Annotated in this window: 17 protein-coding genes; 10 read left to right on the top strand and 7 right to left on the bottom strand. The window is 70.3% G+C overall.

The window, feature by feature from the left end; all coding sequences use genetic code 11:
* Positions 1-5: 5 nt before the first annotated feature.
* Together FHX80_RS23495 and FHX80_RS23500 are read right to left on the bottom strand one after the other, a co-directional pair.
* Positions 6-1,328, bottom strand: coding sequence for a D-arabinono-1,4-lactone oxidase (locus tag FHX80_RS23495; protein WP_145766017.1), 1,323 nt, complete (start codon positions 1,326-1,328; stop codon positions 6-8).
* Positions 1,285-2,532, bottom strand: coding sequence for an MFS transporter (locus FHX80_RS23500; RefSeq protein WP_145766018.1), 1,248 nt, complete (start codon positions 2,530-2,532; stop codon positions 1,285-1,287). The genes FHX80_RS23495 and FHX80_RS23500 overlap by 44 nt, the downstream gene beginning before the upstream one ends.
* 202 nt (positions 2,533-2,734) lie before the next feature.
* On the opposite strand from FHX80_RS23500, the gene FHX80_RS23505 reads away from it, so the two are divergent.
* Complete coding sequence (locus FHX80_RS23505; RefSeq protein ID WP_145766019.1) at positions 2,735-3,862, top strand: ferrochelatase; 1,128 nt, start codon at positions 2,735-2,737, stop codon at positions 3,860-3,862.
* Between the two features lie 56 nt (positions 3,863-3,918).
* Positions 3,919-4,737 (top strand): inositol monophosphatase family protein, encoded by an 819-nt coding sequence (locus FHX80_RS23510; RefSeq protein ID WP_145766020.1) that lies wholly within the window; start codon positions 3,919-3,921, stop codon positions 4,735-4,737.
* Between the two features lie 41 nt (positions 4,738-4,778).
* Here the strand turns inward: FHX80_RS23510 and FHX80_RS36430 are convergent, their stop codons facing one another.
* The 3 genes from FHX80_RS36430 to FHX80_RS34795 are packed head-to-tail and all read right to left on the bottom strand — an operon-like array spanning position 4,779 to position 5,758.
* On the bottom strand, positions 4,779-5,165 hold the full coding sequence (locus FHX80_RS36430) for an SDR family NAD(P)-dependent oxidoreductase (RefSeq protein WP_280118759.1): 387 nt from the start codon (positions 5,163-5,165) through the stop codon (positions 4,779-4,781).
* Positions 5,065-5,562, bottom strand: coding sequence for an SDR family NAD(P)-dependent oxidoreductase (locus tag FHX80_RS36435; RefSeq protein WP_280118760.1), 498 nt, complete (start codon positions 5,560-5,562; stop codon positions 5,065-5,067). The genes FHX80_RS36430 and FHX80_RS36435 overlap by 101 nt, the downstream gene beginning before the upstream one ends.
* 22 nt (positions 5,563-5,584) lie before the next feature.
* The gene (locus FHX80_RS34795) at positions 5,585-5,758 is read right to left on the bottom strand and encodes a hypothetical protein (protein ID WP_167523603.1); all 174 of its coding nucleotides are present in this window, start codon (positions 5,756-5,758) and stop codon (positions 5,585-5,587) included.
* Positions 5,759-6,153: 395 nt separating this feature from the next.
* Between FHX80_RS34795 and FHX80_RS23520 the strand changes: the two genes are divergently transcribed.
* The 4 genes from FHX80_RS23520 to FHX80_RS23535 all read left to right on the top strand — a co-directional run bounded on the left by FHX80_RS23520 (position 6,154) and on the right by FHX80_RS23535 (position 9,760).
* Positions 6,154-6,807, top strand: coding sequence for a response regulator transcription factor (locus tag FHX80_RS23520; RefSeq protein ID WP_145766021.1), 654 nt, complete (start codon positions 6,154-6,156; stop codon positions 6,805-6,807).
* 5 nt (positions 6,808-6,812) lie between these two features.
* Positions 6,813-8,048: a sensor histidine kinase gene (locus FHX80_RS23525; RefSeq protein ID WP_375883522.1), complete on the top strand. Its 1,236-nt coding sequence runs from the start codon at positions 6,813-6,815 to the stop codon at positions 8,046-8,048.
* 403 nt (positions 8,049-8,451) lie between these two features.
* Complete coding sequence (locus FHX80_RS23530; RefSeq protein ID WP_003965732.1) at positions 8,452-8,748, top strand: DUF4193 domain-containing protein; 297 nt, start codon at positions 8,452-8,454, stop codon at positions 8,746-8,748.
* Positions 8,749-8,761: 13 nt separating this feature from the next.
* Positions 8,762-9,760 carry a hypothetical protein gene (locus tag FHX80_RS23535; protein ID WP_145766023.1) on the top strand — a complete coding sequence of 333 codons (999 nt, stop codon included), beginning with the start codon at positions 8,762-8,764 and terminating at the stop codon, positions 9,758-9,760.
* Positions 9,761-9,819: 59 nt separating this feature from the next.
* Here the strand turns inward: FHX80_RS23535 and FHX80_RS23540 are convergent, their stop codons facing one another.
* The gene (locus FHX80_RS23540; RefSeq protein WP_145766024.1) at positions 9,820-10,278 is read right to left on the bottom strand and encodes a DUF3093 domain-containing protein; all 459 of its coding nucleotides are present in this window, start codon (positions 10,276-10,278) and stop codon (positions 9,820-9,822) included.
* 58 nt (positions 10,279-10,336) lie between these two features.
* Here FHX80_RS23540 and FHX80_RS23545 point away from each other — a divergent pair, with 58 nt between their 5' ends.
* Genes FHX80_RS23545 through FHX80_RS23555 form a run of 3 tightly spaced genes read left to right on the top strand, consistent with a single transcriptional unit; the run spans position 10,337 to position 12,229 of the window.
* Entirely contained in the window at positions 10,337-10,921 is a 585-nt protein-coding gene (locus FHX80_RS23545) for a PaaI family thioesterase (RefSeq protein ID WP_145766025.1), read from the top strand.
* Positions 10,921-11,454 (top strand): dUTP diphosphatase, encoded by a 534-nt coding sequence (gene dut / locus FHX80_RS23550; RefSeq protein ID WP_145766026.1) that lies wholly within the window; start codon positions 10,921-10,923, stop codon positions 11,452-11,454. Before FHX80_RS23545 ends, dut begins: the two co-directional genes overlap by 1 nt.
* A 1-nt stretch (position 11,455) precedes the next feature.
* Complete coding sequence (locus tag FHX80_RS23555) at positions 11,456-12,229, top strand: DUF3710 domain-containing protein (RefSeq protein ID WP_145766027.1); 774 nt, start codon at positions 11,456-11,458, stop codon at positions 12,227-12,229.
* Positions 12,230-12,415: 186 nt separating this feature from the next.
* On the opposite strand, the gene FHX80_RS34800 is transcribed toward FHX80_RS23555, so the two are convergent.
* Positions 12,416-12,553, bottom strand: coding sequence for a hypothetical protein (locus FHX80_RS34800; protein ID WP_167523604.1), 138 nt, complete (start codon positions 12,551-12,553; stop codon positions 12,416-12,418).
* Between the two features lie 21 nt (positions 12,554-12,574).
* On the opposite strand from FHX80_RS34800, the gene kdpF reads away from it, so the two are divergent.
* Positions 12,575-12,664 (top strand): K(+)-transporting ATPase subunit F, encoded by a 90-nt coding sequence (gene kdpF, locus FHX80_RS23560; RefSeq protein ID WP_037777601.1) that lies wholly within the window; start codon positions 12,575-12,577, stop codon positions 12,662-12,664.
* Positions 12,665-12,669 lie beyond the last annotated feature (5 nt).

A 12,669-nucleotide genomic window follows, 5' to 3' on the forward strand; every position in this document is an offset into this window, starting at 1 on the left:
GATCATCAGTCGCCCAGGACCCGGCGCAGGTAGTCGTTGGTGAAGAGGCGGTCCGGGTCCAGCCGGTCCCGGACCGCGGCGAACTCGCCGAACCGGGGGTACACCCCCGCCAGGTACGCGGCGTCACGGGTGTTGACCTTGCCCCAGTGGGGGCGGCCGTCGTGGGCGGTCATGATCCGCTCCACCGCCGTGAAGTACGCCTGGTAGGGCGTGCCCCGGTACAGGTGGACGGCGATGTACGCGCTGTCCCGGCCCGAGGCCGTGGAGAGCGCTATGTCGTCGGCGGGCGCGGTACGCACCTCCACGGGGAAGCTGATCCGCAGCGGCGAACGCTCAACCATCGCCCTGACCTCGCGCAGCGCCTCCACGGCCGCCTCGCGCGGCAGGGCGTACTCCATCTCCACGAACCGCACCCGGCGCGGGCTGGTGAACACCTTGTACGGGATGTCGGTGTACGTACGGGCCGACAGGGCGCGGCTGGAGAGCTTGGCGATCGAGGGGATCGTGGCGGGTACCGCCCGGCCGAGCGAGCAGGCCGCCTGGAAGATGCCGTTGGAGAGGAACTCGTCCTCGATCCAGCCGCTGACCTTTCCGGGCGGGGCGGCGGGGCCCGCGCTGCGGTTGTTGCGCTTGGTGTTGCAGTTGCCGGTGTGCGGGAACCAGTAGAACTCGAAGTGCTCGTTCTCGGCCACCAGCTGATCGAAGTCGGCCGTGACCCTGTCGAAGGCCATCGGCTCCTCGCGGGCGGTCAGCAGGAAGACCGGCTCCACGGCGAAGGTGATCGCCGTGATGACGCCCAGGGCGCCGAGCCCGATCCGGGCGACGGCGAAGACGTCCGGGTTCTCGGTCGCCGAGCAGGTCAGCACCGTACCGTCCGCCGTGACCAGCTCCAGGGCGCGGATCTGCGCGGATATCGACGCCGAGTCGCGGCCGGTTCCGTGGGTGCCGGTGGAGGTCGCCCCGGCGACCGTCTGGTCCATGATGTCGCCCATGTTGGTGAGCGAGAGGCCCTCGCGGGCCAGCGCGGTGTTGAGGCGCTTCAGCGGGGTGCCGGCCTCGACCGTCACCGTCATCGCCGTACGGTCGATCTCCCGGATGCCGGTGAGCAGATCGGGGCGTATCAGCAGCCCGTCGGTGGCCGCGGTCGCGGTGAAGGAGTGACCTGTGCCCACCGGCTTCACCTTCAGGCCGTCCTCGGACGCCCTGCGCAGCGCCTCGGCCAGTTCGTCCACGGAGGCGGGCGACACGGTCCGTGCCGGACGGGCGGTGACGTTCCCCGCCCAGTTACGCCACGCGTCCGTTGTCGTCCGTGCGTAGGTGTCGGTCATCTTCCCCGCGCCCTTCGGTAGGAACCGGCCCACTGAGCCGGCGATACCCCAGGAACGCCACCGCGGCCGCGAGCGCTCCCGCCATGGCGGGCACCGCGTACCCCGCCTTCGCCCCGGACGCGTCGACCACCCAGCCGGCGGCCGAGGAGCCGAGCGCCACACCTACGGCGAGCCCGGTACTGGTCCAGGTCATGCCCTCGGTCAGTCTGGTGCGCGGTACGTGCTGTTCGACGAGAGCCATGGTGGTGACCATCGTCGGTGCGACGGCGAGGCCTGCGACAAAGAGCGCCACGGCCAGGAACGGCAGGCTCCCGGCCATTTGGAGGGGGATCATACTCACGGCCATCGCGCACACTCCCACCAGCCACCGGCTGGACGGCCTGCCCTTCAGATGCAGCAGGCCGAAGACCGCCCCGGCGAGGCAGGACCCCAGCGCGTAGACGGCCAGTACGAGGCTCGCCGCGGCCTTGTGGCCCTGCTCATCGGCGAAGGCCACCGTCACCACGTCGACGGCCCCGAAGATCGCACCGGTCGCCACGAAGGTCCACACGAGCACCTGGAGGCCGGGGGACGACAGCGCGGAACCGCGGGTGTGCCGCGTGTGCGGATGCGGCACCGGCTCGGTGGTCCGCTGAGCGGTCAGCCAGAAGACGCCGATCAGCAGGAAACCGGCGGCCAGCAGCGGGCCGGCCTCGGGGAACCAGGCGGTGGAGAGACCGATCGAGATGATCGGGCCGAAGATGAAGCACACCTCGTCGACGATCGACTCCCACGCGTACGCGGTGTGGAGCCGGCGGGGCGAGCTCCGGTAGATCTCCGCCCAGCGGGCCCTGATCATCGAACCGACGCTGGGGACGTAGCCGGCGCCGGCCGCGAACACGAACAGGGTCCAGTCCGCCAGTCCCTGCTGCGCACAGATCAGCAGACCGGCCACGGCAGCCAGGGCGACGAGGGTCACCGGGCGCAGCACCCGACGCTGACCGTGCCGGTCGACCAGCCTGGACACCCGCGGTCCCACCACCGCGGCCGACATCGCCAGCGTCGCGGAGAGCGCGCCCGCCAGGCCGTACCGGCCGGTCAGCTCGGAAACCATGGTCACCACGCCGATGCCCATCATGGACAGCGGCATCCGGCCGAAGAAACCGGCCGAGGAGAACCCCTTGGAGCCGGGGGCGGCGAAGATCTCGCGGTAGGGATTGGGCAAGAGGGACTCCGGTACCGCGTGGTCACACGCGGTGTCAGGGGTGAACGTGGCCGATACAGCTTACGACCTCACCCATGATCGGCAGCGACGTCCCGGGTGCGGCCGTAGCGGCGGAGCGGGACGCCCGTGAGCGGGAGGCCGCGGGTGTGCGGGGCGGATGTCGGTGGGAGCGGAGCCGGGGGCGGGTGGCAGGATCGGTGTCATGTCCGATCTGCGTGAGCCCGCTCCCTACGACGCCCTGCTGCTGCTCTCCTTCGGGGGACCCGAAGGCCCGGACGACGTGGTTCCGTTCCTGGCGAACGTGACCCGCGGCCGGGGTATCCCCGAGGAGCGGCTGAAGGAAGTCGGCAAGCACTACTTCCTGTTCGGCGGCGTCAGCCCGATCAACGGCCAGAACAGGGCCCTGCTCGACGCCCTGCGCAAGGACTTCGCGGATCACGGACTCGATCTGCCGGTCTACTGGGGCAATCGCAACTGGGCGCCCTACCTGACCGACACCCTGCGCGAGATGGCCCGGGACGGGCACCGCCGCATCGCCGTCCTGGCGACCAGCGCCTACGCCTCCTACTCCGGCTGCCGGCAGTACCGCGAGAACCTCGCCGAGTCACTGGCCGTCCTGGAGGCCGAAGGGCTGCCGGTGCCGCGCGTCGACAAGCTGCGGCACTATTTCAACCACCCCGGCTTCGTCGAGCCGATGGTGGACGGCGTTCTCGCCTCCCTGGCCGACCTTCCCGAGGACGTGCGGACCGGGGCGCGTCTCGTGTTCACCACGCATTCCATCCCCACCTCGGCGGCCGATGCCTCGGGCCCGCCGGAGGCGCACGGAGACGGCGGCGCGTACGTCGCCGAGCACCTCGACGTCGCACGGCTGATCGTCGAGGCCGTCCGCGAACGGACCGGTGTCGCGTACTCCTGGCAGCTCGTCTACCAGTCGCGCAGCGGTGCCCCGCACATTCCGTGGCTCGAACCCGATATCTGCGAGCACCTGGAACTGCTGTGCAGCGACGGCGTCCCTGCCGTGGTGATGGCGCCCATCGGCTTCGTCTCGGACCACATGGAGGTCCTCTACGACCTCGACACCGAGGCCACCGCGAAGGCCGCCGAGCTCGGCCTGCCGGTGCGCCGGTCCGCGACCGTCGGCGCCGATCCGCGGTTCGCGGCCGCGGTGCGTGACCTCGTGCTGGAGCGCGCCGCCACCGAACGGGGCCTCGACCGGGAGAGGTGCGCCCTCGGGGCGCTCGGGGCGAGCCACGACCTCTGCCCGGTCGGCTGCTGCCCGGCCCGCGCGGCCCGGCCGGCCGCCGCGGGCGCCGACAGCCCGTACGCGTAGGCCGTGTCCGCGAAGCCCTTTGTCCGGCCCGTACCCCTCACCCCCTTGGGAGCGCTGTGACCTACCCCCTGCTGTCCGAACTGCTCGACCTGGCCCTGGACGTCGCCCGCCGGGCCGGTGAGCTGCTGCGCGACGGCCGCCCCGCCGATCTGGGGGTGGCCGCGACCAAGTCGAGCCCGGTGGACGTCGTCACCGAGATGGACATCGCCGCCGAGAAGCTGATCACCGGTTTCCTGTCCGAGCACCGCCCCGAGGACGGCTTCCTCGGGGAGGAGGGCGCCAGCTCCGAGGGCAGCAGCGGCATCCGCTGGGTGATCGACCCGCTCGACGGCACCGTGAACTATCTGTACGGGCTGCCGACCTGGGCCGTCTCCGTCGCCGCCGAACGGGACGGCGAGCGGGTCGTGGGCGTGGTGGAGGTCCCGATGCGCCGCGAGACCTATCACGCGGTCCTCGGCGCCGGTGCGTACGCCAAGGGCGGTGCCTACGGGGACGGGGCCGCCCTGCGCTGCCGGCCCGCCCCGCCGCTCGACCAGGCGCTCGTGTCGACCGGCTTCAACTACGTCGCCGACGTCCGCGCGCACCAGGCCGATGTGGCACGTGTGCTGATTCCGCGGCTGCGGGACATCAGGCGCGGCGGCTCCGCCGCGATCGACCTCTGTGACGTCGCGGCGGGCCGCCTCGACGGCTACTACGAGCGTGGCCTCCACCCCTGGGACCTGGCGGCCGGTGACCTCATCGCGCGGGAGGCGGGCGCGCTCACCGGCGGGCGGCCGGGGCAGGCCGCGGACGGCGGTCTGACGGTGGCCGCGTCACCGGGCGTCTTCGAGCCGCTCCAGTCCCTGCTGGAGGAACTGGGCGCCTGGCACGACTGAGCCTTGGGGGCACCGCATCAGGGCCTGTCCCGGTCGGAGCATCAGACGGCGGAACGCCCGCCGTCTGCGGGGATCACGGCGCCGGTGACGTAACTGGCCTCGGAGGAGGCCAGGAACGCGATGACCTCGGCGATCTCGTTGGCCTGCGCCGGCCGGTCGAGCAGCGTGGTGCTGCCCAGCTGCGCGATGAGTTCGGGGTCCGCCGCGGTGACCACCGGGCCGGGGGCGATGGTGTTGACGCGTACGCCGCTGGGGCTGAATTCCGCCGCCCACGCACGTGTGAGCGCCGCGAGCGCGGCCTTCGTCGCACTGTAGGCGGCACCGCCGTCAGGCCGATCTGCCCCGCCATGCGGCCGAGGTTGATGATGTTGCCGGTACCGCGCTCGGCCATACCGGTGTGAGGACCGCCACCAGGTAGTAGGCGGCACGCACGTTGGTCGCGAACATCGTGTCGAACGTGTCCGGGTCGAGGTCCGCGGTGGCGCCGAACCACCCGATACCGGCGTTGTTCACCAGCACGTCGACCCGGCCGGCCTCGGCGGCGAGCCGCTCGACATCGGCTGCGACGCTCAGATCGGCCGCGACGAACCGCCCGTGACCGCCGTGACCGCCGGCCTGCGTGCTGCCGGCCTTCTTGATCGCCTCGACCGTCGATGCCCCGCGAGCGGGGTCACGGCCATGCACCACGACGTCGAAGCCGTTGAGGTAGGCGCCGAGTTCGACGGTGTCGATCCGGCGGCGTTCTCCGAGGACGGCCCCTGGGCCGCTGCGCGGACCGTGGGCGGCGCCGGAACGAAGAAGGCCCCGCGGGTGCCGATGCGGCACTGCGGGGCCTTCTCGTGACGACTCAGACGCTTGTGGCGCCGATCTGGACTCCGTGCTCGGCAGCGAGGCGGTGCAGGTCCTCCAGCTCGCTCTGCTCGACGTCCGCAAGGAAATCGTCGCCCGTCTCGCGGGCTTTCGTGAGGTCGGACTCGGTGGTCTTGATGCGTTGCAGCAGACCTGCGGTGAAAGCGTCCATGAGGCGCCCCCTCATCGTGGGTCGGTGGCACGGGGGTGTGCCCGGGTTTCCCTCCGCCGAGGCGGTAGGGCGGGTGATCACGCATCCTCCGGGGGAACGGAGGGGGCCAGTGGCACGCCACATACGAGACGTGATCGCGGGTGTGAATTCGTCCTCCCCAGCCCAACCCTCAAAGAAACCTCAACTGGCCCGTGAAACCGCTGCATTCCGGGAAGTCGCAGGTCGGACCGCACCGTCTTACCGCCGGTTTATACGTGTTACGGGCAGGATGGAGGCGCACAGACCGTGCCTGGGTGCGGCCCGGATCACGGGCCACCGGTCCGTTTCGAACGTTCCGCCGGTCTGTTCCGAACGTTGTGCAGCTCTGTTGTGGAAGTTCTAAGGAAGGAAGCGCCGTGCGCGTACTCGTCGTGGAGGACGAGCAACTGCTCGCCGATGCGGTGGCCACCGGATTGCGCCGGGAGGCCATGGCCGTCGATGTCGTGTACGACGGTGCGGCGGCACTGGAGCGCATCGAGGTCAACGACTACGACGTCGTGGTGCTGGACCGGGACCTCCCCCTGGTGCACGGCGACGACGTCTGCCGCAGGATCGTCGAGCTGGGCATGCCGACCAGGGTGCTCATGCTCACCGCCTCCGGAGACGTCAGCGACCGGGTCGAGGGCCTGGAGCTCGGAGCCGACGACTATCTGCCCAAACCCTTCGCCTTCAGTGAGCTGACCGCGCGGGTGCGGGCTCTCGGGCGCCGCACGACCGTCGCGCTGCCGCCCGTCCTGGAGCGAGCCGGGATCAAGCTCGACCCGAACCGCCGGGAGGCATTCCGGGGCGAGCAGGAGGTCCAGCTCGCGCCCAAGGAGTTCGCGGTGCTGGAGGTCCTGATGCGCAGCGAGGGCGCCGTGGTCTCGGCCGAGCAGCTGCTGGAGAAGGCCTGGGACGAGAACACCGACCCGTTCACCAACGTCGTCCGGGTGACCGTCATGACCCTGCGGCGCAAACTCGGCGAGCCTCCGGTGATCGTCACCGTGCCCGGCTCGGGTTACCGGATCTGATGCCGGTGCCCACAGTCCCGCCGCCCGCGACGGCGCCCCCCAAACCCACCTGGGAGCCCAAACAGCAGGAGCCCCCGTACCCGTGGCTGCGCCCGACCATCCGGATACGTCTCACGCTGCTGTACGGCGGCATGTTCCTGATCGCCGGCATCCTGTTGCTGTCGATCATCTACATGCTGGCCGCGCAGGCCCTGCACGTGGGCAGCGAGCTGCCGTTCAAGATCGTCGACGGTCATGTCTCCAGTGAGGTGTGCAACCTGCTGGGGGAGGGCAGCACGCCGAACGCCGTCAACGCGGCGATGAACTCCTGCGTCAACCACCAGCGCCAGCAGGCGCTCGACACCCTCCTCAACCGGTCGCTGCTGGCCCTCGTGGGGCTGAGCGTCATCGCCTTCGCGTTCGGCTACGCGATGGCGGGGCGGGTGCTCTCGCCGCTGGGCCGGATCACCCGCATCGCCCGCCGGGTGGCCGGCACGGATCTGTCCAGGCGCATCGAGCTGGACGGTCCGGACGACGAGCTCAAGGAGCTCGCCGACACCTTCGACGACATGCTGGTCCGGCTGGAGCGGGCCTTCACCGCACAGCAGCGGTTCGTCGGGAACGCGTCGCACGAGCTGCGCACGCCCCTGGCGATCAACCGCACGCTGCTGGAGGTCCACCTCTCCGATCCGCAGGCGCCCCCGGAGCTCAAGCAGCTCGGCAAGACGCTGCTGGCCACCAACGAACGCAGTGAGCAGCTGGTCGAGGGCCTGCTGCTGCTCGCCCGCAGTGACAACCAGATCGTCGAGCGCAAACCCGTCGACCTCGCCGAGGTCGCCTCGCGCGCCCTCGACCAGACGCGCGCCGAGGCCGAGGCCAAGGGCGTGGAGATGCGCGGCGAGCTGGCCCCGGCCGTGGTCCAGGGCAACGGCGTGCTGCTGGAGCGGATCGCGCTGAACCTCGTACAGAACGCGGTGCGCTACAACGTCCCGGGCAGCGGCTGGGTCGAGGTCACCACCGAGCTTCTGCCGGGCCAGGCCCTGCTCGTCGTCTCGAACACGGGTCCAGTGGTGCCCGGCTACGAGATCGACAACCTCTTCGAGCCCTTCACACGGCTCCGTACGGAGCGGACGGGCAGCGACAAGGGGGTGGGGCTCGGCCTGTCGATCGCGCGGTCCGTCGCGCGCGCTCACGGAGGCCGTATCATCGCGGAGCCCCGCGAGGGCGGTGGTCTTGTGATGCGCGTCTCACTTCCTGTCTGACAGGCCGGACGAAGCGATTCGCACGCGGATTATTTTGTTCGCTTTGAGCGGAATTTTCGGGACCTGAACCCGGAAGATCCGTGTGTGATCGATCACAGGAGCGAATTTCGGGCCGTCCACGCTCCGTTATCAAGGCTCCCACCGGAAAACCGGCAAATTCGGGGTTTTCGGGGGCCATTATCACGGGAAGTACACGGGGTGGCGCCTGCGAACGACGCCGCCGGGACCGTGTACGGTCCCCATCGCCACCCAAGCTGATCGCTCCAGAGCGGTCCTTTTGGGTGTCGATTGAGTAACAGACCTTGATGTGAGGCAAAATCTCCGCCTCGGGTCGGGCACAAGTCCGGCCTCTCACGCGTTACGAGCGCTGAGACACCGCAGACACCCAGAGGGGGAGAGCGACATGGCAACGGATTACGACACCCCACGAAAGACCGACGACGACGTCGATCAGGACAGCCTTGAAGAGCTCAAGGCTCGTCGGAGCGACAAGACGGCCTCGGCCGTCGATGTCGACGAATTCGACGCGGCAGAAGGACTGGAGCTGCCCGGCGCAGACCTGTCCAACGAAGAGCTGGCCGTAAGGGTCCTGCCCAAGCAGGCCGACGAATTCACGTGCATGAGCTGCTTCCTCGTGCACCACCGCAGTCAGCTGGCCCGCGAGAAGAACGGCCAGCCGATCTGCCGCGACTGCGACTGAGGTCCGGTCGGCCGTGGCAGGGGACACACCGTTCCGGAAGCGGCGTCTCCGGCGCAAGCAGTCGTCGGAGGCGCATCAGGGCGGTAACGGCCCGGCAGAAGGCGTAGCAGCGTCTGCCGAGCCGTCCGCCCCGCCACCCTCGCCGGGCGGACAGGACGAGGGGCGAGGCCGGCCGGTCTCGCTCGAAGCAGCCGAAGCAGCTGCAGAAGTCGACACGGCCGACAGGGCCGAACAGGTCGACAGGACGGAGCCCGTGACCGGGGCAGGCCGTCTGAACTCAGTGAAACGGGGCGTACGCAAGGGCGGGGAGAGCGCCAGGGCGGCGATCGGTCATATCGCCGACCTGATCATCGATATCGCTCCCCGCGTCCCTGTGCGCGACCTCGCCACCTTGCGCAAGCAGTTCCCGGACCTCGGGCCCGAGGAACTGGCCGACCGGCTCATCGCCGGTGCCGGCAAGGCCACCGCCGCCGTCGGCGCCGGAATCGGCGCGGCGGCCATGATGCCCGTACCGCCCGCCATGCTCGCCGAGCTGGCCACGGAGATCACCGGTGTGGCCGCGATCGAGCTGAAGCTCGTCGCCGAGCTGCACGAGGTGTACGGACGACGCCCGCCGGGCGGCATCGGCCAGCGCTCCACCGCCTACCTCACCTCCTGGACCCAGGAGCGCGGCATCGACGTCACGCATCCCATGACGGTCGATGCGGCACTCGGTGGCCGGATGAAGCGCGAGCTGCGCCAGCAGATCATGAAGCGCACCGTGCGCGATCTGCCGAATCTGATTCCGTTCATGATCGGTGCCACGGTCGGCGCGATGATGAACCGGCGCGATACCAGGAAACTTGCCGAACGGGTCAGGAAGGATCTGCGGAAGCGGCAGGTCCCCTGGGACCGGCTGCCGGAGCTGCCGCCGCTGGAACCGTCCGCGCTCCCGTACGAAGCCCTACCCGAGAACCCGAAGCACCGGAACGCGAAGCACCGGAACCCGAAGGACCAGCGCCCGAAGGGCTAGCGGGGGCGTCCATGCGCCCTGTGGGCCGACCGGGCCCCCGCAGGCCTCCAGTACCCTTCCTAGGCCCCGACGGCCGCCTTCAGCGCCGCCGCCAGCGCCTGCGGCTCCCGCGTCGACAGATAGACGTACGGAGTCGGGTCCTGCGGGTCCGTGATCTCCACCCGCACGGCCGTCGGGATATAGCTGCGCAGCAGCATGAAGGCCCGGGTGTCCGCCTTGTACGAGCGCCAGGCGCGCGCCTCCTCGGCGTCCAGCACCTCGGCCTCGCCGAGCGCCGAGACCGGGATCCGCGCGTCACCCGCCACCAGGGCGTCGCCCACCACCCGGATCCGGGCGGAGCCGTACGAGCTCACCACCACCGCCGCCGCGGCCGTGCCGCCCACCAGGCCGGCGAGCAGCGGCAGGGTGCCCAGCGGCAGCAGCATCAGCGCGCACGCGATGCCGAGGAGGAACGAGATCAGCCACCACGAACGGGGTGCGGTGAGGCGTTCGTCGAATGGCGGGGTGGAAGGCTGCATGAGCCCAAGCTTGGCACGGCGCGACCTGCGGGTACCCGCGCGGGTAAGGTCTGCGGCTGTGAGTGGAACATCTGCGGCTCTGAAGCCCCCGGCCGACGCGGTGAAACCGGTCCGGCATCCCGACGCGCCGGCCCCCGGTGAGCTCCTCGGCGCGCATTACGAACACTGTTTCGGCTGCGGTGGGGGACAGCCGCACGGGCTGCACCTCCAGGCGCGGGCCGGCGAGGGTGTCGGGGTCACCGCCGAGTTCACCGTGCAGGCCGCCCACCAGGGCGCCCCGGGGCTGGCGCACGGCGGGGTACTGGCCACCGCACTCGACGAGACGCTCGGCTCGCTGAACTGGCTGCTGCGGGTGATCGCGGTGACCGGACGGCTGGAGACCGACTTCGTCCGCCCCGTGCCGGTCGACACGGTGCTGTTCCTCGACGCCGAGATCACCGCCGTGCACGGCCGGAAGATCTACTCCAGGGCCACCGGCCGGATCGGCGGCCCGGACGGGCCGGTGGCGGTCCGGGCCGAGGCCCTCTTCATCGAGGTCAAGGTCGACCACTTCATCGAGAACGGCCGCCCGGCCGAGATCCGGGCGGCGATGGCCGACCCGGACCAGGCCAAGCGCGTCCGTGCCTTCGAGGTGAACCCCTGATGCGCCATCCCGTGGACGTGCTGATCCGCAGGACCGACCCGGACGTGCCGATTCCGGCGTACGGGCACCCGGGGGACGCCGGAGCCGATCTGGTGACTACCGAGGCTGTCGAGCTGGCACCGGGCGAGCGGGCCGTGCTGCCCACGGGGGTTTCGATCGCCCTGCCCGACGGGTACGCCGCGTTCGTGCACCCCCGATCCGGCATCGCCGCGCGCTGCGGAGTCGCGCTGGTGAATGCCCCGGGGACGGTTGATGCCGGGTACCGTGGAGAGATCAAGGTGATCGTCATCAATCTCGATCCGCGCGAGTCCGTGCGGTTCGAGCGGTTCGACCGTATTGCTCAACTGGTCGTGCAGCAGGTCGAGAAGGTGCGCTTCCACGAAGTGTCGGAGCTTCCCGGTTCGGCGCGGGCCGAAGGGGGCTTCGGGTCCACCGGCGGTCATGCCGCCGTTGATGTTGATGGCGTCCGGGGCGGGGTTCCCCGGGACGGGAACAGCTACGCTTCGGTCGAATCCGACCGGGAAGGACAGTGACGTGTTCGGACGTCGCAAGAACAGTGGTTCCGCCGATGACACGGCGGACGAAGCGCGCGAGGCCGAGCAGGTCGCCGACGGGCTCGATGACGCCGATGCCGCCGAGGGCGGATCGCGTCGGATGAACCTTCCGCCGGCACCGCGGCCGGACGGGCCGTGGGACATCGACGAGGTCTCCCAGCCCGGCGAGGGCCGGGTCGACCTGGGCGGCATCTTCGTGCCCGGTGTCGAGGGCATGGAGCTGCGTGTCGAGGTCGCCGGTGACGCGATCGTCGCCGCCACCGTCGTGCTGCGCGACAGCGCGATCCAGCTGCAGGCCTTCGCCGCCCCCAAGAAGGAGGGCATCTGGGGCGAGGTCCGCGACGAGATCGCCTCCGGCATCACCCAGCAGGGCGGGATCATCGACGAGCTCGAGGGCCCGCTGGGCTGGGAGCTGCGCGCGCAGGTCCCCGTACAGCTTCCCGACGGGGCGAACGGCGTGCAGCTGGTCCGCTTCGTCGGCATCGACGGCCCGCGCTGGTTCCTGCGCGGTGTGATCTCCGGCCAGGGCGCCGTGCAGCCGGAGGCCGCCGGTCTGCTGGAGACGGTCTTCCGGGACACCGTGGTGGTCCGCGGCGACGGCCCGATGGCCCCGCGCGACCCGATCGTCCTCAAGCTCCCCAACGACGCCCAGATGGTGCCCGAGGGTGTTCAGCAGGAGGAGCAGGAGGGCTCGAAGTTCTCCGGCGGCATGGGCCAGCTCCAGCGCGGCCCCGAGATCACCGAGGTGCGCTGACCCCGCATCCGTAAGCAACGGCCGGTGGGCCGTATCCCCTCACGGGGGTACGGCCCACCGGCTTCTGCGTTTCTGCGGCTACGGCCCCGACCGCCACCGAGGGCGGGCGGGGCCGTAGCCGTATGGAGCGCGTATCGGGCACGTACAGGCGCCGTCAAGGGCCGGCCCTTCCTCGTATGGAAGCCATCAACGCTGGTCAAAGCGGTGGCAGCGGCGGGTTTGCTCATGGAGTCCGAGAAATCCGCACCTCATCCAGGAGCACTCGATGGCCGACATGGCCTTCGTCGTCACCACGATCGCGGTCTTCGCGCTGGTGGCACTCATCGCCAAGGGGGTGACGAAGCTGTGACCGCCGAAAATGTGGTCGGCCTCGTCGTGGCCGTCGCCCTGCTGGGCTATCTCGTCCTCGCCCTTCTGTACCCGGAGAGGTTCTGAGCCCG

Origin of the sequence: Streptomyces brevispora, assembly GCF_007829885.1 — a bacterium.
Lineage (GTDB): Bacteria > Actinomycetota > Actinomycetes > Streptomycetales > Streptomycetaceae > Streptomyces > Streptomyces brevispora.

What these genes read in the sequence shown, in the direction of transcription:
- FHX80_RS34800 (WP_167523604.1), bottom strand. Translation starts at nt 12,553, where the DNA reads ATGAGTGCCACCAGCGCGAAGACCGCGATCGTGGTGACGACGAAGGCC.
- FHX80_RS34795 (WP_167523603.1), bottom strand. Translation starts at nt 5,758, where the DNA reads ATGGACGCTTTCACCGCAGGTCTGCTGCAACGCATCAAGACCACCGAG.
- FHX80_RS23530 (WP_003965732.1), top strand. Translation starts at nt 8,452, where the DNA reads ATGGCAACGGATTACGACACCCCACGAAAGACCGACGACGACGTCGAT.
- FHX80_RS23495 (WP_145766017.1), bottom strand. Translation starts at nt 1,328, where the DNA reads ATGACCGACACCTACGCACGGACGACAACGGACGCGTGGCGTAACTGG.
- FHX80_RS23505 (WP_145766019.1), top strand. Translation starts at nt 2,735, where the DNA reads ATGTCCGATCTGCGTGAGCCCGCTCCCTACGACGCCCTGCTGCTGCTC.
- dut (WP_145766026.1), top strand. Translation starts at nt 10,921, where the DNA reads ATGCGCCATCCCGTGGACGTGCTGATCCGCAGGACCGACCCGGACGTG.
- FHX80_RS23540 (WP_145766024.1), bottom strand. Translation starts at nt 10,278, where the DNA reads ATGCAGCCTTCCACCCCGCCATTCGACGAACGCCTCACCGCACCCCGT.